At 61.8% G+C, this 19,288-nt stretch carries 16 protein-coding genes and 1 pseudogene; 11 read left to right on the top strand and 6 right to left on the bottom strand.

The window, feature by feature from the left end:
- The first annotated feature begins 120 nt into the window (after positions 1 to 120).
- From ACZ1HA_RS09535 to ACZ1HA_RS09510, 6 genes and pseudogenes are all read left to right on the top strand, one after another.
- Positions 121 to 597, top strand: a complete 477-nt coding sequence (locus tag ACZ1HA_RS09535; protein WP_472713674.1) for a hypothetical protein — start codon at positions 121 to 123, stop codon at positions 595 to 597.
- Positions 561 to 884 (top strand): annotated as a pseudogene (locus tag ACZ1HA_RS09530) (POTRA domain-containing protein); the annotation flags it as partial. The gene ACZ1HA_RS09535 and the pseudogene ACZ1HA_RS09530, both read left to right, overlap by 37 nt.
- 9 nt (positions 885 to 893) lie before the next feature.
- A complete protein-coding gene (locus ACZ1HA_RS09525) occupies positions 894 to 1,238 on the top strand; it encodes a hypothetical protein (protein WP_472713673.1) in 345 nt (114 codons plus the stop codon).
- The gene (locus tag ACZ1HA_RS09520) at positions 1,222 to 1,938 is read left to right on the top strand and encodes an autotransporter assembly complex protein TamA (protein ID WP_472713672.1); all 717 of its coding nucleotides are present in this window, start codon (positions 1,222 to 1,224) and stop codon (positions 1,936 to 1,938) included. The genes ACZ1HA_RS09525 and ACZ1HA_RS09520 overlap by 17 nt, the downstream gene beginning before the upstream one ends.
- Complete coding sequence (locus ACZ1HA_RS09515) at positions 1,935 to 2,438, top strand: hypothetical protein (protein ID WP_472713671.1); 504 nt, start codon at positions 1,935 to 1,937, stop codon at positions 2,436 to 2,438. The genes ACZ1HA_RS09520 and ACZ1HA_RS09515 overlap by 4 nt, the downstream gene beginning before the upstream one ends.
- Positions 2,377 to 5,553: a translocation/assembly module TamB domain-containing protein gene (locus tag ACZ1HA_RS09510; RefSeq protein WP_472713670.1), complete on the top strand. Its 3,177-nt coding sequence runs from the start codon at positions 2,377 to 2,379 to the stop codon at positions 5,551 to 5,553. The genes ACZ1HA_RS09515 and ACZ1HA_RS09510 overlap by 62 nt, the downstream gene beginning before the upstream one ends.
- On the opposite strand, the gene ACZ1HA_RS09505 is transcribed toward ACZ1HA_RS09510, so the two are convergent.
- Positions 5,547 to 6,071, bottom strand: coding sequence for a flavin reductase family protein (locus ACZ1HA_RS09505; RefSeq protein WP_472713669.1), 525 nt, complete (start codon positions 6,069 to 6,071; stop codon positions 5,547 to 5,549). The genes ACZ1HA_RS09510 and ACZ1HA_RS09505 overlap by 7 nt on opposite strands.
- A 182-nt stretch (positions 6,072 to 6,253) precedes the next feature.
- Positions 6,254 to 8,215: an acetate--CoA ligase gene (acs, locus tag ACZ1HA_RS09500; protein ID WP_472713668.1), complete on the bottom strand. Its 1,962-nt coding sequence runs from the start codon at positions 8,213 to 8,215 to the stop codon at positions 6,254 to 6,256.
- A 409-nt stretch (positions 8,216 to 8,624) separates the two neighbouring features.
- Here acs and ACZ1HA_RS09495 point away from each other — a divergent pair, with 409 nt between their 5' ends.
- The 4 genes from ACZ1HA_RS09495 to ACZ1HA_RS09480 all read left to right on the top strand — a co-directional run bounded on the left by ACZ1HA_RS09495 (position 8,625) and on the right by ACZ1HA_RS09480 (position 12,732).
- Positions 8,625 to 9,641, top strand: coding sequence for a C4-dicarboxylate TRAP transporter substrate-binding protein (locus tag ACZ1HA_RS09495; protein ID WP_375230738.1), 1,017 nt, complete (start codon positions 8,625 to 8,627; stop codon positions 9,639 to 9,641).
- A 59-nt stretch (positions 9,642 to 9,700) separates the two neighbouring features.
- Positions 9,701 to 10,330, top strand: coding sequence for a TRAP transporter small permease subunit (locus ACZ1HA_RS09490; protein ID WP_375230739.1), 630 nt, complete (start codon positions 9,701 to 9,703; stop codon positions 10,328 to 10,330).
- Positions 10,330 to 11,730: a TRAP transporter large permease gene (locus ACZ1HA_RS09485; protein WP_472713667.1), complete on the top strand. Its 1,401-nt coding sequence runs from the start codon at positions 10,330 to 10,332 to the stop codon at positions 11,728 to 11,730. The genes ACZ1HA_RS09490 and ACZ1HA_RS09485 overlap by 1 nt, the downstream gene beginning before the upstream one ends.
- Positions 11,731 to 12,228: 498 nt before the next feature.
- Positions 12,229 to 12,732 (top strand): hypothetical protein, encoded by a 504-nt coding sequence (locus ACZ1HA_RS09480; RefSeq protein ID WP_472713666.1) that lies wholly within the window; start codon positions 12,229 to 12,231, stop codon positions 12,730 to 12,732.
- Positions 12,733 to 12,930: 198 nt separating this feature from the next.
- Here the strand turns inward: ACZ1HA_RS09480 and ACZ1HA_RS09475 are convergent, their stop codons facing one another.
- Both ACZ1HA_RS09475 and ACZ1HA_RS09470 read right to left on the bottom strand, forming a co-directional pair.
- On the bottom strand, positions 12,931 to 14,340 hold the full coding sequence (locus tag ACZ1HA_RS09475) for an FAD-binding oxidoreductase (protein WP_472713665.1): 1,410 nt from the start codon (positions 14,338 to 14,340) through the stop codon (positions 12,931 to 12,933).
- On the bottom strand, positions 14,333 to 15,628 hold the full coding sequence (locus tag ACZ1HA_RS09470; RefSeq protein WP_472713664.1) for an amidohydrolase family protein: 1,296 nt from the start codon (positions 15,626 to 15,628) through the stop codon (positions 14,333 to 14,335). Before ACZ1HA_RS09470 ends, ACZ1HA_RS09475 begins: the two co-directional genes overlap by 8 nt.
- A gap of 245 nt (positions 15,629 to 15,873) precedes the next feature.
- Between ACZ1HA_RS09470 and ACZ1HA_RS09465 the strand changes: the two genes are divergently transcribed.
- The gene (locus ACZ1HA_RS09465) at positions 15,874 to 16,929 is read left to right on the top strand and encodes an aromatic ring-hydroxylating oxygenase subunit alpha (RefSeq protein ID WP_472713663.1); all 1,056 of its coding nucleotides are present in this window, start codon (positions 15,874 to 15,876) and stop codon (positions 16,927 to 16,929) included.
- Here the strand turns inward: ACZ1HA_RS09465 and guaD are convergent.
- Positions 16,922 to 18,199, bottom strand: a complete 1,278-nt coding sequence (gene guaD / locus ACZ1HA_RS09460; RefSeq protein WP_472713662.1) for a guanine deaminase — start codon at positions 18,197 to 18,199, stop codon at positions 16,922 to 16,924. The genes ACZ1HA_RS09465 and guaD overlap by 8 nt on opposite strands.
- Positions 18,199 to 19,272: a BMP family ABC transporter substrate-binding protein gene (locus tag ACZ1HA_RS09455; protein ID WP_436399218.1), complete on the bottom strand. Its 1,074-nt coding sequence runs from the start codon at positions 19,270 to 19,272 to the stop codon at positions 18,199 to 18,201. Before ACZ1HA_RS09455 ends, guaD begins: the two co-directional genes overlap by 1 nt.
- Between the last annotated feature and the right edge of the window lie 16 nt (positions 19,273 to 19,288).

The following is a 19,288-nucleotide window of genomic DNA, read 5'->3' as shown; positions in this document are numbered from 1 at the left end:
CCTGCGTCAAATTTCCCGGCCCAGAGTGTTTGCAGTCCGGTGCTCTGCTCCGGTAGACAGGTGGTGAACGGGTTCCGGTCTGCCAGCCGCACCTGCCATCAACCTGCCTGGGGGCGGAATATGCAAAACAGTTCTGCGGCCTTTGCGGGTCTGAAGACTGCCGTACGGGCGATCCTTCTGTCATTCGTGGTTTTTGCCGGACAGGCCGCAGCATTTGATGTCCGGGTCGTTGGCCCGTTTGACGACACCCTGCGTGCGCAGCTTGAGGGTGGTTCGCTGCTTGTCGAGCAGTCGGCAGGGGAGCAGTCTGTCTCAGCGCAGGAAATCGTTTCAACCGCCCAGGCGGATTACCAGCGTCTGCTGGCGGTGCTCTATGATGCGGGGTTCTTCGGCGCGGCGATCAACATCGCGCTGGACGGGCGCGAGGCCGCATCAATCCCACCGGTGGATCCGCCCGCAACCGTCAGGGAAGCGGTGATCTCAATCAGCCCGGGCCCGGCGTTCCGCTTTGGTCGTGCAACCATCACACCGGTCGCACCCGGCACCGAGCTGCCTGACGGATTTGCGAGGGGGAGACCGCCGGTCTTGGCGTTCTGAAGTCGGCCGTTTCAGCGGGTATTGATGGATGGCGCGATGTCGGGCACGCCCGGGCAGCACTTCAGAGCCAGTCGCTTACCGCGCAGCATGCACAACAGCAGATCAATGCAGATCTCGTCCTGCGGCCCGGCCCCCGGTTCCGTTTCGGGCCACTGACCGTCACAGGTGACAGCGCAGTCCGCCGCGAGCGTATTCTGGAAATCGCGGGTCTGCCGGAGGGAGAGGTTTTCTCGCCCGATGAGCTGCGCAAATCAGGTGACCGTCTGCGGCGCACGGGCGCTTTCAGTTCCATTGCCATGGTCGAGGCGGATGGACCGGTACCGGGCGATACATTGCCTGTGTCCGTCCGGGTGGCCGATGCGAAACCGCGCCGCTTTGGATTTGGCGCCGAACTGGCAACGGTCGAGGGGATAACACTCAGCGCATTCTGGTTGCACCGCAATCTATTTGGCGGTGCGGAAAGGCTGCGGTTCGAGGGAGAAATCAAGGGCATCGGTGGTGAGACGGGGGGCACGGACTTCCGCCTTGAGACCCGGTTCGACCGGCCCGCGACCTTCAATGAGGACACCGGGTTTTACGCGCTGAACGAGATTGAACAGCTGGACCAGATCAATTTCTTCTCCAGTGCAAGCCACGTTTGAAGTGGGCATTGAGCGCACCGCCTCCGACCAGCGCAGCTACCGGCTGGGCATCGGTCTGCGCCGCGCGATCACCCGGGATGACTTCGGCGAGGCAGATTACACGCTGTTTCTGGTGCCTGCCGGCGCCACCTTTGATTACCGGGACCGTCCTCTTGATGCCCGTCGCGGGTATTATGCAGACGTTGAACTCACGCCTTTTGCGGCGATTTCCGGGGCAGATAATGGTCTGCTGACCACCGCTGATCTGCGCGGATACCGGACCTTTGGCAGTGACCGCTCGACAACACTTGCCCTGCGCGCACAGTTTGGTTCGGTCGCAGGACCAGCGCTCGACGTGGCACCTGCAGATTTTCTCTTTTACTCCGGTGGTGGTGGTACGGTCCGCGGACATGATTTCCAGTCACTGGGCGTCGATCTGGGGGACGGTCGCGAAGTCGGTGGCCGCTCTTTTCTGGGGCTGACCGCGGAACTGCGGTTCCGGTCCAGTGGTAATCTTGGGTATGTCGGCTTTTTTGATGCCGGATACATCGGGGCGGAATCCTTCCCCGACGGGTCCGGCGAATGGCAGACAGGTGCAGGCTTTGGTCTGCGGTATGCCACCGGCATCGGGCCCATCCGCGTTGACGTGGGCCGCGCCCTTGCGGGAAGTGACGACGCGGCGGCCTTTCAGATTTACATCGGCATAGGACAATCGTTTTGAGACGTCTTTCATACCTTCTGATCTGCCTGCTGATGATCTGCGTGCCCGTTCTGGCCGCGGCGCAGGAGGATGAGGACGATGGCGGCTTTCTGACCCGCACGATCGAGGGGGCGCTGTCCGGTGCGGGCCGCGATGTGCAACTGCGTGGATTTCGCGGCGCGCTGAGTTCTGAGGCGTCGTTTGAGCAGCTCACAATTGCGGATGACACCGGGATCTGGCTCACGCTTGAGGATGTGACACTGAACTGGAGCAGGGCGGCGCTGTTGCGCGGGCGTCTGCAGGTGGACCGCCTGAGTGCTGCATCCCTGGAACTGCCCCGTCTGCCCGAAGCCGAAGAGACCGAAGAACTGCCATCAGCCGAAGCCGGTGGTTTCGCGTTGCCGGAACTGCCGGTCAGTATCAACATCGAAGCTTTTGAGGTCGAACGGATTGCGCTGGGTGCACCGCTGCTCGGAGAAGAGACAGTGCTTCAGGTCCAGTGCCTCTGCGCGGCTGGATGACGATGGCCTGCAACTGGATCTGACGGCGGACCGCCTCGATGGGGCGGCGGGCAGGTTTCTGCTGCGGGCGGGTTTTGCACGTGAGACGGAAATCATTCTGGTCGATCTGGACCTGACCGAAGACGCGCGCGGTATCGCCTCGCATCTGCTGAACCTGCCGGGCGATCCGTCGGTGGACCTGACCGTGGCAGGCGAGGGGCCCTTGTCTGATTTCACCTCCGACATCCGTCTGGCGACAGACGGTGCGCCCCGCATAGCAGGTCAGGTCCGGCTGACGGCACTTGACCCGGTCGCCGAAGGGGCCGCGCCCGACCGGCGCATCGTCGCGGACATCGGTGGCGATATCACTGCCGTTCTGGCCCCGGAATACCGCGACTTCTTTGGCACCGATGTTGGTCTGACAGCGGATACGCTGATCGGAGCAGACGGTACTGTTTCCGTTGACAGCTTTGCGCTGCGGGCCGAGTCCGCACAGCTGCAGGGCAGTGTCAGGATCAACGAAGAAGGCTGGCCCGCGTTCATTGACGTCGATGGCCGTATCGGGCGCGGTGGCGCACCTGTTGTTCTGCCGGGCACGGATGCCGGAACAACAATCAGTGCCGTAACCCTGGCCGTCGATTTTGATGCCGCGGGCGGGGATGCGTTGCAGGGAGCCTTCGACATCCGGGACCTTGTTCAGGAAGATATCCGCATTGATCGCACGCTGCTGTCCCTTGACGGAACGCTCAGCGGTGCCCCCGGCACAATTGGTGAACTGGTCACCGATCTGACGCTGGCCGCAACGGGGATCGAGCTCAACGATCCCAACGTGGCGCAGGCGCTTGGCAACAGCATCGAAGGCAGCGCCGCGATCAGCTACACCGAAGATCAGCCGATCCGCATCAGCGACCTGACTATTGGGGGTGCGGATTACAGTCTGGACGGAGATATCGTCATCCGCGGCCTCGAAAACGGTTTCCCCACAAACCTGGCGCTGCAGGTGCAGGCGGCTGACCTGACCCGGTTTGCCGCTCTTACGGGTCAGGACCTGGCGGGCGCGGCTGACCTCGCTGTTGAGGGGATGATCACACCGCTTGCGGGCACATTCGATCTTCGCATTTCAGGCAATACAGAGGACGCGGCACTCGGCATCGCCGAAGTCGACCGCGTCATGGCCGGACGTACCGAGCTGTCCCTGCGTGCTCTGCGGGACCAGTCAGGTACCTTTGTCGAGGATCTGTTGCTGAAGAACGCAGCACTCGATGTCGCGGCGGATGCATCGCTTCAGAGCGGGCAGAGCAGCGTAACCGGGCGGGCAGCACTGTCGGACATTGCCCTCGTGCTGCCGCAGTACACCGGGCCAGTGCGCGTCGTCGCAGATGCGTCACAGGACGAAAAGGGCTGGACCGTGGACGGCTCTGTCGACGCACCATACGACGGTCGTGTGACTGTGAGCGGCCTGGTAACGGGACCGGACGCTGATATGAATGTCACCGTCAGCCTGCCGGAAATCAGCCCTCTCGTCCCACAGGCGTCCGGTCCGCTGGATCTGGCGGCACGCATCTGGCAGGCCGGAACGGGGTACAGCGTGGACGCCACAGCCGGTGGGCCGTTCGGGGCGGATGTGGTCGTCAAAGGTCTGGCGACCGGGCCGGAGGCAGCGGTGGATTTCGTACTCGATCTGCCTGATATCGGTGTTTTTGTGCCGGAAATCCGCGGCCCTCTGAACCTCACCGGGCTGGCCGCCCGCGCGGGCGACGACTGGCGTGTTGATACAGTCGTGCGCGGGCCAGCGGGGACACAGGCAAACGTCGCCGGCACCGTAGCGCAGGACACAACGCTTGATCTGACGGTGGCAGGTGCGCTGCCACTGGGGCTCGCACAGCCCTTTCTGGCACCCCGCAGCATCCGGGGGACGGCAGAGTTCGATCTGGCGGTGCAGGGGACGCCGGGCCTGTCTGCGGTCAGCGGCCGCGTTGCAACGAGCGGCGCCACTTTTACAGCGCCCAACCTCCGGCTGGGGCTGACAGGGCTTGCCACGACCGTCGTGCTTCGGAACGGAACGGCACAAATCGACGTGGGCGGCGATGTCGTTTCGGGCGGCCGCATTGAAGCATCCGGCAGCCTTGGCCTGGGTGGCGCGCTGCCAGCGGATCTGGATGTCTTTCTGCGCAATACCGTTCTGACGGACCCGCGCCTATATACCACGACCCTCAATGGCGCGATCGGCATTGACGGGCCACTGAGTGGCGGCGCGCGCATCACCGGGCAGATTGATATCGGCGAGACGACTGTGTCTGTGCCGTCAACCGGACTGACCAGCATCGGTGATATCCCGGACATCACACACTTTGGCGCACCACGCGACGTGACCATCACCCGGCAGCGCGCAGATGTGATCCCCGAACCCCAAAGCGAGGCGTCCGGTGGTGGAGGGGGACCGGCCTATGGGTTGGGCATTGTTGTGAACGCGCCCGGGCGCATTTTTGTGCGGGGGCGTGGCCTTGATGCTGAGCTTGGCGGCAACCTGGAGATCAGCGGCACAACGGCGCGCATCATCTCAGCCGGTGAGTTTGAGCTGATCCGGGGCCGGCTCGATATTCTGGCCAAGCGCTATGACCTGACCGAGGGCACAGTTCAGTTTCTGGGCAGCCTGACGCCGTACATCCGGTTTGTGACCACCTCGACAACCCGCGACGGCACAGCGAGCATCGTGCTTGAAGGGGCAGCGGACGACCTTGAAGTGTCTTTTGTGTCCGATCCGGCCGCACCTGAGGATGAAGTACTGGCGCAGTTGCTCTTTGGCCGCAGCCTCACGCAGCTGTCCGCATTCCAGGCGCTGCAGCTTGCCAATGCGGTCGCAACACTGGCCGGGCGCGGTGGCGTCGGGCTGATCGGTGAACTGCGTGAGGGCTTCGGGCTGGACGATTTCGATGTGTCCACCACGGATGACGGCGAGACGGAAATCCGCGCAGGCAAATACATCTCGGAAAACGTCTATACGGATGTGACGAGCTCTGGCGGAGATGCCGAAATCTCGCTGAACATCGATCTGACGGACTCGTTCAAAGCCCGTGGTTCAGTCGACGGCAACGGCAATACCGGTGTCGGGATTTTCTTTGAGCGGGATTACTGATCCGCCGGGTCCTGCTCGGCAAAATGGCCGAAACGGCCCCGGTCGAACAGCAGACCTGCGGCGTCCTGATCGTGCAGGGCAACGCGCGCGACGCGGCCCAGAACCAGGGAATGGTCCCCCGCCGGATGCACCGCATGCGTATCGCAGTGGAATTCCGCCAGACATCCCCGCAGAACAGGTGTGCCGTGTGCCCCCGGCGACCAGTCTGATGTACTGAACCCATCGCCCTGGGCCGCGAAGTGTTTTGCGACATGCAGCTGATCTGCGCTGAGCACATGGATACAGAAGCGTTTGGCTGTGACGAAAGCGTCATGGCGGCGGGATGATACCGCCGGGCACCACAAGATCAGAGGCGGATCAAGCGAGACCGATGAAAACGAGTTGGCGGTCATGCCAAGCGGCCCGCTGTCCAGTTCGGTGGTCACAACCGTCACCCCGGTGCCATAGCACCCGAACGCGCGGCGCAGGTCCTTGCTGCGTTCAGGTGTCGGCGTAAATATTTCAGGCGCGCGGCTCACCGGGACGGTTCCGCGCAGGCCAGGGTCACAGCGAAGGGTGTCATGAAGTTCCGGCTCCGGTCAGGTACCGGAGAGATAAAGCCCGGTCGCAACCGGGCAAGGCAGCCTGCCGAAAAAAGTACTGCTGCAAAAGAAAACGCGCGGCACCATCGTCCCGCGCGTCTGTTGTTCGGGTGACCGCGTCAGCGGTTCATGCGGTTTTCGATCAGATCATCGACAACGGACGGATCGGCCAGAGTGGATGTGTCCCCCAGCGCGCCATAGTCGTTCTCGGCAATCTTGCGCAGGATGCGCCGCATGATTTTGCCTGAGCGGGTTTTGGGCAGCCCCGGTGCCCACTGGATCAGGTCCGGGCTGGCAATCGGCCCGATTTCTTGGCGAACCCATGTGCGCAAATCCTTGCGCAGCTCTTCGGTCGGTTCCTCGCCGCCCATCAGGGTAACATAACAGTAGATGCCCTGGCCCTTGATGTCGTGCGGATAGCCGACCACTGCGGCCTCCGCGACCTTGGCATGTGCCACCAGTGCGCTCTCGACTTCGGCAGTTCCCATGCGGTGACCAGAAACGTTGATCACATCATCCACACGCCCGGTGATCCAGTAATCACCATCCGCGTCCCGTTTGCACCCGTCACCGGTGAAGTAATAGCCTTCGTAGTCCGCGAAATAAGTCTTCTCGAAGCGCTCGTGATCTCCCCAGACTGTGCGCATCTGTCCGGGCCAGCTGTCGGCGATGCAGAGAACACCCTCAACATCATTGCCGTCGATCACTTCACCGGACGCCGGTTCCAGAACAACGGGCTGAATGCCGAAGAAAGGCTTCATCGCAGAGCCCGGTTTCATCGCATGTGCGCCGGGCAGGGGGGTCATCAGATGTCCTCCGGTCTCGGTCTGCCACCAGGTGTCAACGATCGGGCATCTGCCTTTGCCGACAACGTCATTGTACCAGTTCCAGGCCTCCGGGTTGATCGGCTCGCCAACGGTACCGAGCACCTTCAGATCGCTCAGATCGCATTTCTCGACAAAGCTGTTCCCCTGGCCCATCAGGGCGCGGATGGCAGTTGGGGCGGTGTAGAACTGGTTCACTTTGTGCTTTTCGCAGACCTGCCAGAAGCGGCTGGCGTCCGGATATGTGGGCACACCCTCGAACATCAGCGTTGTCGCGCCATTGGCGAGCGGCCCATAGACGATGTAGCTGTGTCCGGTCACCCAGCCCACATCTGCGGTACACCAGTAGATGTCACCGTCATGGTAGTCGAAGGTAATCTCATGCGTCATGGCCGCATAAACCAGATAGCCGCCGGTGGTATGCACGACACCTTTGGGCTGGCCGGTCGAGCCTGACGTGTAGAGGATAAAGAGCGGATCTTCGGCCCCCATTTCCTCGGGCGGGCAGTCAGCCGATGCTTCGGCGGCGAGCGCGTTGTAATCTGCATCGCGACCGTCGACCCAGGCCACATCACCACCGGTGCGCCGGACAACAAGGCACCGCACACTGTCGTCACACTGGGCCAGCGCTGTGTCGGCGTTTGCTTTCAGCGGCGTGTTGCGGCCTCCGCGTGGCGCCTCGTCTGCTGTGATGACGACTTTCGCCTCGCAGCCGTTGACCCGGGCAGCCAGCGCGTCTGGCGAGAACCCGGCAAACACGATGGAATGAATAGCGCCGATGCGGGCACAGGCCAGCATGGCATAGGCCGCCTCCGGGATCATCGGCATGTAGATGATCACCCGATCCCCCTTGGCGACGCCCAGGCCCTTGAGAACATTTGCCATTTTCGACACAGAGCTGTGCAGCTTGGCATAGGTGATATGCTGGGCTTCGTCCTCGGGGCTGTCGGGCTCCCAGATGATCGCGGTCTGATCACCGCGTGTGGCCAGGTGCCGGTCAATACAGTTTGCGGACACGTTCAGCGTGCCGTCAGCAAACCAGTTGATCGAAACATTTCCGAGCGAATAATCCACGTCCTTGACCGTGGTGAAGGGCTTCATCCAGTCCACCCGGCCGGCTTCCTTGCGCCAGAACGCGTCGGGGTCGGCGATGGACGCGCTGTACATTTCGCCATACCTGGCGCTGTCCACATGCGCGCCAGCGGCCATTTCAGCAGAAGGTGGATAGGATTTTTGCGCGGAACCGGTGTCGGCCATGTAGGTTTCCCCCTGAAATTTCATTCGTCGCATTGTGGGCCGTTGTCCGGTGGAACGGACGTCTGGGCCGGTCAATACTGTGCGGATCATACCGGTATTTGAAAAGAAGTGAATAACCCACAGATTTATAAGGGTTTAATTGTAAAATACTTGATTTTGCAGGCGCGGCATCTGTAAAGGAATGCGGCGTGGTCTGAAAATTCCACGTCTTTACCTTGTTTTGTCTGTCAACGCTTTCCCGGTCTGCGGGTGGTGGTCAGCGCGCGTTCTGCCCTGCAGCATCCGTGCCCCGCGCGTGTATCGGAGAGGATTGCGGGCAAACGCGTTTCAGGGCTTGGCACCAGCCGTTCCCGGCACTACTTTTGCCCCAAGCACGCCCCGAATGAGGTGTGCAAACAGGGAGAAACACATGAACAGATATCTCAGCGCCGCAGCTGTCGGCGCGATCAGCCTTGCATTTGTTACCGAAGCTGCAGCGACCGAATGGAACGTCTCCGTCTGGGGTAAACGCCGCGCGTTCACTGAGCATGTTGAAAAGCTGGCCGAGCTGGTGTCCGAGAAAACCGGCGGCGAGTTTACAATGAATGTGAGCTACGGCGGTCTCAGCAAAAACCGCGAAAACCTCGACGGCATTTCCATCGGTGCTTTCGAGATGGCGCAGTTCTGCGCGGGCTATCACCGTGACAAGAACCGTGTGATCACGGTGCTCGAACTGCCGTTCCTCGGCGTCGAAAACCTGGAGCAGGAAGTTGCGGTGTCCAAAGCGGTTTATGCGCATCCGGCGGCGACCGAAGAAATGGCGCAGTGGAATGCAAAACTGCTGATGACCTCGCCGATGCCCCAGTACAACCTGGTGGGCACAGGTGAGCCACGCGATGAACTGGCGGATTTTGAAGGGATGCGCGTGCGTGCAACCGGTGGTCTCGGCGAAGCCTTCAAGGCCGTTGGCGGTGTGCCGACATCCGTGACCGCAACCGAGGCCTATCAGGCGATGGAAGGCGGCGTCGTGGACACAGTGGCATTTGCCCAGCACGCGCACCTGAGCTTTGGCACCATCAACCAGGCCGACTGGTGGACCGCGAACCTCAACCCCGGCACCGTGAACTGCCCGGTTGTTGTGAATATCGACGCCTACGAGTCGCTCTCTGACGCGCATCGTGAAGCGCTGGACAGCTCGGTGGATGAAGCCATCGCGCATTACCTCGCCAACTATGCCGAACTGCTCGAGCGCTGGGATTCCGTGCTTGAGGAAAAAGGCGTGCAGAAGGTCGAGATCGACCCGGCTGTGATTGCCGAGTTCCGCTCGATTGCAGCTGAACCGGCAAAGGATGCCTGGATCGCAGACATGGAAGCACAGGGCCTGCCGGGTCAGGAGCTCTATGATCTGGTGGTGAACGCGCTGGCCGAAGCCAAGGGCGGCAGCTGATCCATTCGGGCCGTCCCTGGCGGGGCGGCCCATTCCAACGATAAACGGGGGGCAGGGCGATGGCAGGTTCCGCTGCAGTGCTCGAAGATTCCAGTCTGCTCAGCCGGCTGGACCGCGCACTTATCCCGCTTGAACGTTTCTGCGCTTTGCTGAGCGGTCTGGCGATTTTCTCACTCATGTTCCTCGCTGCCTGGTCTGTGACCGGGCGCAAGTTCTTCGCCTCGCCTATGGCAGGCTATGTCGACTACATCGAAGCAATGATGCCGATCATCGCGATCATGGGCATCGCCTATGTGCAGCGGGATGGCACCCACGTGCGGATGGACATGCTGGTCAGCAAACTCAGGGGACGTATGCTGTGGTTCTTTGAACTGCTCTCTGTCCTGCTCATCCTCGTGCTGATCGTGGCCCTGACCTGGGGCGCCTGGGATCACTTTGACCGCTCTTTTGACTGCGCGCGGCCGCTCTGCAGCCGTGACAGCTCCATAGATATCGGCATCCCGATCTGGCCCTCGAAACTGGTGGTGCCGATCGCTTTTGGCGTGCTGGTACTGCGTCTGCTGCTGCAGGCCTGGGGGTACGGCCGGGCTCTGATCCTTGGTCTGGAAAACCCGGTGGCGGTGCCGCTCAATCTGTCAGTTGCCGAACAGGCACGGCTTGAAGCCGAAGCACTGGAGGGGTCAGACTGATGGAACCCATTGAAATCGGACTGTGGGTCAGTGGTGGCCTGCTGGTGATGGTCGTGCTCGGCATGCGCGTTGCTTTTGCAGCGGGTCTGGCGGGCTTTGTCGGGCTGGTCTGGCTGCGCTGGAACGGCTTTGACTACGACCCGGAACGCTTTGGAAAAGCACTGGAAATCAGCGTGAAGATCGCGGGTCTCACCCCGCATTCCAAAGTGTCAGCCCAGGTGCTGAGCCTGATCCCGGTGTTCATCATGATCGGCTATCTGGCCTATCACGCGAAACTCACCACGGCCCTTTTCACGGCGGCCAAACGCTGGATCGCCTGGGTGCCCGGCGGGCTAGCCGTGTCGACGGTTTTTGCCACCGCAGGCTTCGCGGCCGTGTCAGGCGCGTCAGTTGCCACTGCGGCTGTCTTTGCCCGTATCGCCATCCCCGAGATGCTCAAGATCGGGTACAACAAACAGTTCGCGGCCGGGGTTGTGGCGGCCGGCGGCACGCTGGCCTCACTGATCCCGCCCTCTGCCATTCTGGTGATCTACGCGATCATCGTCGAGCAGGACGTGGGCAAACTGCTGCTCGCAGGGTTTCTGCCGGGTATGTTCTCGGCTATCGTTTATGCTGCGCTGATCATCGGGATTGCCGTTACCTTCAAAACCGTGGGGCCGCCGGTGAGCGGTTTCACCTGGCGCGAACGGTTTGAATCCCTGCCGCCGGCGCTGCCGATTGTTGCGGTGGTCGTGATCATTATTTTCTTTGTTTACAACCCCTTTGGCGACGCCTGGGGCACGCCGACCGAAGGTGGTGCGATCGGGGCGTTCATCATTTTTCTGATGGCGCTTTATCGCGGTATGCGCTGGAAGCAGCTGAAAACCGCGCTGCTGGATACTGCCAAGCTGACGGTGATGATCTTTTCGATCATCTGGGGTGTTCTGATCTATGTGCGGTTCCTCGGGTTTGCTGAACTGCCGGAGGCTTTTGCTGACTGGATCACCGGGCTTGAGATGTCGCCGATGCTGATCCTGATCTGCATTCTGCTGGCCTATGCGGTGCTGGGGATGTTCATGGACGCCATTGGCATGCTGCTGCTGACACTGCCTGTGGTCTATCCCGCGGTGATGGCGCTGAATGGTGGTGAATTCGTCAGTGCGGCGGACAGCGCCTTTGGCATGTCGGGGCCGATGTGTGCGATCTGGTTCGGGATTCTGGTGGTGAAAATGGCCGAGTTCTGTCTGATCACGCCGCCCATCGGGCTGAACTGTTTCGTGGTGGCGGGCGTGCGCGATGACCTGACCGTGCAGGACGTCTTCAAGGGCGTGACGCCGTTCTTTGTGGCCGATGCCGTGACCATCGCGCTGCTGGTGGCCTTCCCGGGGATCGTGCTCTTTCTGCCGTCACTCGCGGGTTAGATCAGGACCGCGCGCCGGGGTTAACCCACCGCCCGCGCAACACTGCGGACGGTCCCGGGGCCCCGGAGAGAGACTTTGGCCTTTTTGCCAGCAAAACAGGGCAAATTCGATGTCGGTAAAACGTCGGTGTTGCGTCGGTATGACGTCGGTGCGAACGGCGGTGTTGCGCCGTTTCGGGCGCAGTAACAGGGCGCGCGCTGTGGAAAGGTTACCAGCGCGTTACCCTGTCCGGCCTCACACCTGAGACACCCCACGCAGATCACAGCGCCCGCGAAACAGGCACTGTTGCGCCGCGCCGTTCCGCCCTCAAGGGGTGGAACGGCGCGTCTCCCTCCGGAACGACGCTTCTGCAGGACGGTGGGATGCCTGAGATTGAAGGTCGGAGGATTTGCGGGCGGAAATGCCGATCAAGCGAAACCACGGTGGCTTTGTCGACGAAAATTTAGTTAACGTAATGCCATGGTCGTAACTGTCGAAGTGCAGCAAGAAATGGTATCGATGGATTATCTTCCAGTTTTTATTTCATTAACGGCTTTGTTCTTTTCCGGAATAAGTTTGGGTTGGACGATTTACCGAGATATTCAACGCCCTCGATTCAAGGTCTTGACCGGGATCAATCGGGTTGCGCAACAAGGCGCTCCGCCGTCGGAGCCTTTCATTGGCGTGGAAGCAATTAACCTTGGCCCGACGCCAAATAAGATTGGGTTGGTTTTCGTAAGAAAATCTTGGTGGCAGCGGAATTTTGGAAATCAAGACAAAACAAGCGCCTTTTTGTTCGCAGACTATGCGCATACGGCAACAAGTCCGCAATCGGTTCTCTCCAATAGGATTGAAGTTGGCGAAAGCGCTAGATATGCGTTTCCATTCAATTCGGAGTGTTTTTTGAAGGAGGATTGGGCGCAGATTGGAGTTGCCGATGGTTTTGGTCGGATGCATTGGGCACCAAAAGATGATCTGGCCAAGATGCGGAAGCAATACTTTTATGAGTTTCACACAAATTGATCTTTATGACTGGTCCGTTCCGGATTTCCGGGGCCCGCAATACGTGATCTCAAGATCTACTTCGCAGGCCTGCATCGATCACTTCTGGACCTATGTTTAAATTCGTTTGGAATAATTTGCGACTACACCTAGAGACGCTGGCAATAGACTCGGTTCAGAAAATGATCTGAAATTGTTTGCTTTAATCCGCTCCGCTGGTCACACCCCATCCAGCGACGTCAGGGCTTCGATCTCTTCGGCACTCAGGTGGCGGACCTTTTCCCAGGCGCGGGATTTGCCGGGGTTGAGCAGGCCCTGCGGGTCCATGCGTTTTTTCCAGGCGAGGTGGCGGAAGTCGGGCTGCATGTGGTTGCCTTCGATGGCGCAGATATGGGCGTCGTAGACGGTAAAGCCGTCTGCCTCATACGTCGCGTTGATCTCTGCCAGACGGTCGGGTGTTGAATACCAGATGATCGGCAGATCGGCGCAGATGACCGCACCGTCCCAGCGGGTAAATTCGTGATGTGGCCAGACCTCGTCTCCCTGGGCGTCGCGCATGGCGGCCACGCGGGCGGCATCGCCGGGGTCGGGCACGCCGATCTGCTGGTAGGTGGCGGAGCGGTCGGCCTTGAGCACCTGGAGCGTGGTGTGATTGTAAGCAAACTCGAAGACATGGGGCAGTTTCAGGGCTTCGCGTTCCGCGTCATCTATGGCCAGATGCAGGGTTCCGCCCGTCTTTGTGATCAGGTCCTGGAAGGCGTCCAGGTGTTCGCGCGGGACGAGGGAGACCAGCAGGTGGTGATCTTTGGGAATGTGGCCTTCGAGCCTGGGGAAGTAACCGGCGATCCGGGCGTCCACGACGGAGCAGAGTTTGCGCCCGATCACATCATCGCCTGCTGAGGCCAGGGCGTATCCGGCGGCGTAACAGGCCTCGTAGCTGTCAAACCCGGCCATACAGCCGATCCAGTCGCGGGTGGGCACGGTGCGCAGGGTGATCTCGGTCATTGCCCCGTTGATGCCCCAGGCGTGGTGCATGCGCAGGACGTCCTCGCCCTGGAATACATGCTCGCGCGGTTCAGGTTCTGCTGACAGGGCCTTGATCTCAATGATGTTTCCGTTCTGGCGCAGGGGGCCGTTTGAGATGGACCCTATCCCTGCGCTGCCGCCTGCGACAAAGCCGCCGATGGTGGCGATGTCCTGGGTCGAGGGGAACATGGCAAGCTCATAGCCTTCGGGTTTGAGGGCGGCGTTGATGTCTGCCATCAGCGCGCCCGCCTCGACGCGGACAAAGCCCGGGCCGGTTTCGAGAATGCGGGACATTGCCGTGGTCTGGATGATCAGCCCGCCCTGGAGCGGGACCGCCTGGCCATAGTTGCCGGTGCCGCCGCCGCGCAGCACGACGGGCACGCTATGCCGGCTGGCCACGGACAGGCAGTGCGCGAGTTCTTCAGGGGTTTTCGGCATGGCCACGAGGTCGCCGAAGCTGCGCCGGAGCTGTGCGTTCAGAAGCGGGGAGTACCAGAAGAAATCGCGGCTGCGCTTTTTCACGGTGACCGGGTCGTCCGATATGTCGACGGGGACAAGGTCTGCGGCGATGCGGGACCAGTCAGGGGTCTTTGTGTCAGTCATGGCTGGTCTCCGTCAGAAGATCGGTCAGGGGGATGGGTTGTGCCGCGCCGGTCAGCAGTTCAGAAAGATCAGCGGCGGGGAACGCGATAAGCTCAGAGGGGGCGGCGGTGTCCACGCACAGTGGGGCGAGCCCCATGGCGTTGCGTGGGTGGGTTGTGATCGTTTTCAGATGCGCGCCGAAGGGCGGGTCGAGGTGCCCGGTCAGGACTGCGAGCCCGAGCGACCAGATCGGGTCATGCCGGCCGATGGGGCAGAAGGCGTCGCGGACGTTGTCTGTGCCGATGATGGTCTGCACGCCCGCCTGGTTCAGTTCGTGCAGCATGGTGAGGCCGCGCGCGGTCGGGGTGCCGCCGCGCCGGCCCTGGAGGTAGAGGTTGGTCGAGGGCAGAGCGGCCACGGCGATCCCGGCGTGGGCCAGTTTGTCGGCGGTGCGCTGCAGATCGTCTGTGTCCCGCACTGCGAGGCTGCAGGCGTGACCACAGAGGATGGGGCCCTCAAACCCGGTTTCCGGGGCGATGTCCGCAATCAGCCCGAGACCGTCGAGGCTGGGGTCAAGACCTTCGTCCACGTGGAAATCCAGCGGCAGGCCAAAGTGGGTTGCGGCGTCAAAGAGCGCCCGGAGACCGGCGCGCATGTTGGCATGGCCCAGCAGAAAGCTGCCCAGTGCGCCGCCGTCACGCGCGACACGCCGGGCGACAGCCTGTGCGGCGCCGGGCGTTGCCATCTCGTCGATGCCCGTGAGCGCGGCGGTCTGAACAATGATGCCGGCGTCGCGGGCCGCGGCGGTCAGATCGGCCATGATGTCCCAGGCCAGCGGGGTGTCGGGATGATCCGTCCCCGTGGCCCAGTCGATATGCGTGCGCAGCGCACCGCACCCAGCCTGCCGGAGTTCCGTGAGCCCGCGCTGCATGCGGGTCCGAAGGTCATCAGCCGTCCAGTTGGTCTTGTCGCGGCGCTGTGCGGCGAGGGCTGCGGCGAGATCACCGCCGACATCGCCCAGCCGCCCGATGCTGTGGCATTTGTCCAGATGCACATGCGCTTCGGTCAGGCGCGGCAGGACAATGTACCGGTTTGCGCTGTCGCTGCCGGAGGGTTCCAGATGCGCTGTGCCGTCGGGAGCGAGGCACAGCGTGCCGCAGCGCAGATCACCGGTGGCAGTGCCGCCAAACCGGTCCGGGTCCGCAAGCTGGCTCACCGGAACAGAGACGCCGGGCAGCACAGCGCGCGGGCCGGTGCCGGGGTTCGTCTGGTGCGCGGCGGTGCGCGCTGTGTCGTTGGGTTGTGTCATGCCACACCTATGCTGTCCCCTTGGGGTGGGGGAGGTTGTGGCCCTTTTGGTCTGTGCCAGAGATGTCCCAAGGCTGCCAGATCAGATGCCCGCAGGCAAGTCCGTTTGCGGGCTGTGGTCCGGTGCGGGGCCTGTGGCCCTAGGATGTGCTCAAATAACCGGCCGCGTTTCACTGCCCATCGCGCTGGGGTGGAAATCACCGGCGCGCACTTGCTTTGCCGCCGGTTTCGGTGGTCTCATCAGATATGTTTCTGCCCATCGATTCCGCCGCCGCCAAATCTGATCTGCCACGCAACTGCACGTTTTCAGAGAGCGACTGGCGCATCCTTGCAGGGTTCTGGCACCCGGTGGCCTTCTGTCATGAGATTGCAGAGAAGCCGGTGCCTGCAAAACTGCTGGACGTCGATCTGGTGATATGGCGCACAGGCGCTGGCATTTCGGTGGCCCGCGATCTCTGCCCGCACCGGGGCACGCGGATCAGCGCGGGGCGGGTCGACGGGGACCAGCTGATCTGTCCCATGCATGGCCTGCATTTTGACCCCGCCGGTGTCTGCTCGAAAGTGCCCTCGAACCCGGACCAGAGCGCGCGGATATCGCCGCGCCTGCGTCTTCAGACGCTGCAGGTCTGTGAACGGTACGGGATCGTCTGGACGTGTCTTTCGGACAACCCGGTCTGGCCGGTCCCCGACTGGCCGGGGCTGAAGGACCAAAGCCTGAAGCGGGTCTTTGTGCCGCCCAACACATGGGCTGCTGCGGCCAGCCGGCATGTTGAGAACTTCAATGACGTGGCGCATTTCCCCTGGGTGCACAAAGAGACATTCGGCGGCAGCGAGGAGGACCGGTTCCCGTCCTACGATGTGACCGAAACGGATTATGGCCTGATGTTTCAGCTCGGCTATGAGGAGGGCGGCAACAGGTTCCCCGATGATGTGCCGGGCGACAGCCGCCATGTGGTCTATACCTATCAGCTGACCTGGCCGTTTTCGACGATCATCGTGATCCAGCCCAACGACAGCTGGTATGTACAGTATTTCGCAGACACGGTCTGTCCGGTGTCGGCGTATGAAACCCGCATCTTCCAGGTCGCGACTGATACGACCGGCGCGCCGGACGAAGAATTTCTGATCCGTGAAAGCCTGATGATCAATGATGAGGATAAGGCGCTGGTGGAGGCGCAGCGGCCCGAGGACCTGCCGCTGAACATCCGCGATGAGGTGCATATCCCGGCCGATGCGATGTCGGTCGCGTACCGGCGGGGGCTGGTGAACAGGTTCAGGTTGGGCGGCGCGCTGGTCAGCTGACGCGGCGGCCGGCGACCCATGTCTGGTGAATGTCAGCAGGTGTGGCGCGCATGATGATCTTTTGCAGCAGATCCTCCTGCGGGCCGAAATCATCCTCCAGCTTCACCAGAATGGCATCCATCTGACGGCCGGGCTCAAAGGCACCCACCGGCAGATCAAGCACATCCGCACCGCCTTTGGTGGCGAGATAAAACGCATCGCGGAAATCGGCGCGCGCGCCTGGCACACCACGCTGATCTCCGGGCGTGGCCGGGTCCACGCCATCCTCGAGCATGCGCGACGCGGTCACCGCTGCGCGGGCATTGTCGAGCAGAAAGGCACTGGGCCCGCCTGAGATGTCGGTGCCCAGCCCGATGTGCAGCGCCTTGGCCATCGCGCGCCGGAGCGGAAAGACCGCGTTGCCGAAATAGGCGTTGGAGAGCGGGCAATGGGCAATGCCTGCGCCGCGTTCATGGATCAGGTCCATGTCCGCGTCCGTGATGTGACCGGCATGGGCCAGCACAGAGCGCCGGGTGAGCAGGCCGAAATCATCGAGTGCCGCCGTATCCGTTTTGCCGGTGCGTTCCAGCACATGGGCGTGTTCCCAGTCGCTCTCAGAACAGTGGGTCTGGACGGGGGCCTTTGTGCGGGCGGCCAGATCGCCCAACCCCTGCAGGGCCTCGTCACTGCAGGCGGGGATAAAGCGCGGGGTGATCACCGGCTCGACCAGTGTGTTGCCGGGCAGGGCGCGGACCGCCTCGATAAAGCGGGCGGTGTCCTCAATGGCGGCAGTGGCGTCGCGGTCGCGGTAGTAGTCAGGACAGCCCGCAGCCAGATCCATCGCCACACGCCCCACCAGCGCGCGCTGCCCGAGGCGCAGGCAGGTTTCTGCAAGGTTCAGGCTGGAGGGTCCGTGGATCGTGGCGAAATAGACGGCAGTGGTGGTGCCGTTGGCGAGCAACCGCCGCACCAGCCGGTCATGCACCTCGCTGGCATAGGCCAGATCGTCAAAGCGGGCCTCCAGCGGAAAGGTGTAGCGGAAGAGCCAGTCTTCGAGCGGGACATCTAGTGCTGTGCCAAGCTGCGGGAACTGCGGCGCATGAATGTGCAGATCAACGAGGCCCGGCAGCAGAACGCCCTGATCGCGCAGGTCGAGCGTTTCGGGCGCGCTGCCCCCTTTGGCGACGCCTGTGATCTCACCGGTGTCTGAAACGGAAACGAGCGCATCTTCAATGCGCTCGATCCGGCCCCGTTCGGGACTGTGTATCAGATGGGCACGGATGGCCTGCATCAGTTGGGCAGACGTGTCTCAACGCCTTTGACCAGCCAGTCGATGCCCAGCAGGTCAGGATCCGCGATGGTCACACCTGCGGCCAGACGTTCGGTGCCGTCCTGGTCCATCACCGGCCCGGTCAGCGGGTGGAAGGCGCCGGCCTTCATCGCGTCAGCGGCCTCAGAAATCTTTGCCATGGTGCCGTCTGAGATTTTGTCCGACCAGCTTTTGACATCCACCGCGCCATCGGCCATGCCGCCCCAGTAGGCTTCGCCCTCAAAGGTGCCGTCCATGGTGGCCTGCACGCTTCTGACAAAAAAGGACGACCAGTCCGCAATCTGCGAGGCCAGCAGCCAGTTGGGCGCATAGGACTTCATGTCAGAGGAGGTGTTGATCACAAAGACTTCTTCCTCTTCGGCGACTGTGACCACCGAGGGCGTGTCCTGGTAGAGCGAATAGATCACGTCCGCCTGCTGCGCGATGAGGGCGCGGGCGCTGTCCTGGGCTTTGGGCGGATCGAACCAGGAATTCAGCCAGACGACTTTGATCGTCACATCCGGGTTCACTTCCTGCAGGCCGAGTGCGAAGCCGTTGATCATGCCGATGACTTCCGGGATCGCATAGGCAGCGACGATGCCGACCACGTTGCTTTCGGTCACGTCACCTGCGGCCATGCCCACCAGATAGCTGCTTTCATAGTTGCGGCTCTGGAAGTTGCTGAAGTTCGGAGCCAGTTTGAAACCGGAGGCGTGCAGGAAGGTCATTTCCGGTCGCTGCTGCGCCAGTTTGATGCCGTCATTCATATAGCCGAAGGATCCCAGCATGATCATTTCGGCGCCCTGAGCGGCCATCTGGTTCATGATGCGTGCGGCATCCGGTCCTTCGGGCACGTTTTCCACAAAGACGGTTTCGACCTTGTCACCAAAGGCTTCCTCGATCGCGAGACGGCCTGCGTTCAGTTCAGCCGACCAGCCCACATCGGCAATCGGTGACGGATAGACAAAGCCGATCTTGAGCTTGTCTTCGGCCAGCGCGGGCAGGGCGGTCAGCCCGACCAGTGCCGTTGCCAGCAGCGTTTTTGCAAGTTTCATGTCAGTTCTCCCCATT

It is taken from the genome of Roseobacter sp. S87, assembly GCF_055693285.1.
Note: the sequence above shows the minus strand (reverse complement) of the source record. Positions and strands in the feature narration are given on the sequence as shown.

What these genes read in the sequence shown, in the direction of transcription:
- ACZ1HA_RS09535 (WP_472713674.1), top strand. Translation starts at nt 121, where the DNA reads ATGCAAAACAGTTCTGCGGCCTTTGCGGGTCTGAAGACTGCCGTACGG.
- ACZ1HA_RS09525 (WP_472713673.1), top strand. Translation starts at nt 894, where the DNA reads ATGGTCGAGGCGGATGGACCGGTACCGGGCGATACATTGCCTGTGTCC.
- acs (WP_472713668.1), bottom strand. Translation starts at nt 8,215, where the DNA reads ATGGCCGACACCGGTTCCGCGCAAAAATCCTATCCACCTTCTGCTGAA.
- ACZ1HA_RS09495 (WP_375230738.1), top strand. Translation starts at nt 8,625, where the DNA reads ATGAACAGATATCTCAGCGCCGCAGCTGTCGGCGCGATCAGCCTTGCA.
- ACZ1HA_RS09490 (WP_375230739.1), top strand. Translation starts at nt 9,701, where the DNA reads ATGGCAGGTTCCGCTGCAGTGCTCGAAGATTCCAGTCTGCTCAGCCGG.
- ACZ1HA_RS09485 (WP_472713667.1), top strand. Translation starts at nt 10,330, where the DNA reads ATGGAACCCATTGAAATCGGACTGTGGGTCAGTGGTGGCCTGCTGGTG.
- ACZ1HA_RS09480 (WP_472713666.1), top strand. Translation starts at nt 12,229, where the DNA reads ATGGATTATCTTCCAGTTTTTATTTCATTAACGGCTTTGTTCTTTTCC.
- ACZ1HA_RS09475 (WP_472713665.1), bottom strand. Translation starts at nt 14,340, where the DNA reads ATGACTGACACAAAGACCCCTGACTGGTCCCGCATCGCCGCAGACCTT.
- ACZ1HA_RS09470 (WP_472713664.1), bottom strand. Translation starts at nt 15,628, where the DNA reads ATGACACAACCCAACGACACAGCGCGCACCGCCGCGCACCAGACGAAC.
- ACZ1HA_RS09465 (WP_472713663.1), top strand. Translation starts at nt 15,874, where the DNA reads ATGTTTCTGCCCATCGATTCCGCCGCCGCCAAATCTGATCTGCCACGC.
- guaD (WP_472713662.1), bottom strand. Translation starts at nt 18,199, where the DNA reads ATGCAGGCCATCCGTGCCCATCTGATACACAGTCCCGAACGGGGCCGG.
- ACZ1HA_RS09455 (WP_436399218.1), bottom strand. Translation starts at nt 19,272, where the DNA reads ATGAAACTTGCAAAAACGCTGCTGGCAACGGCACTGGTCGGGCTGACC.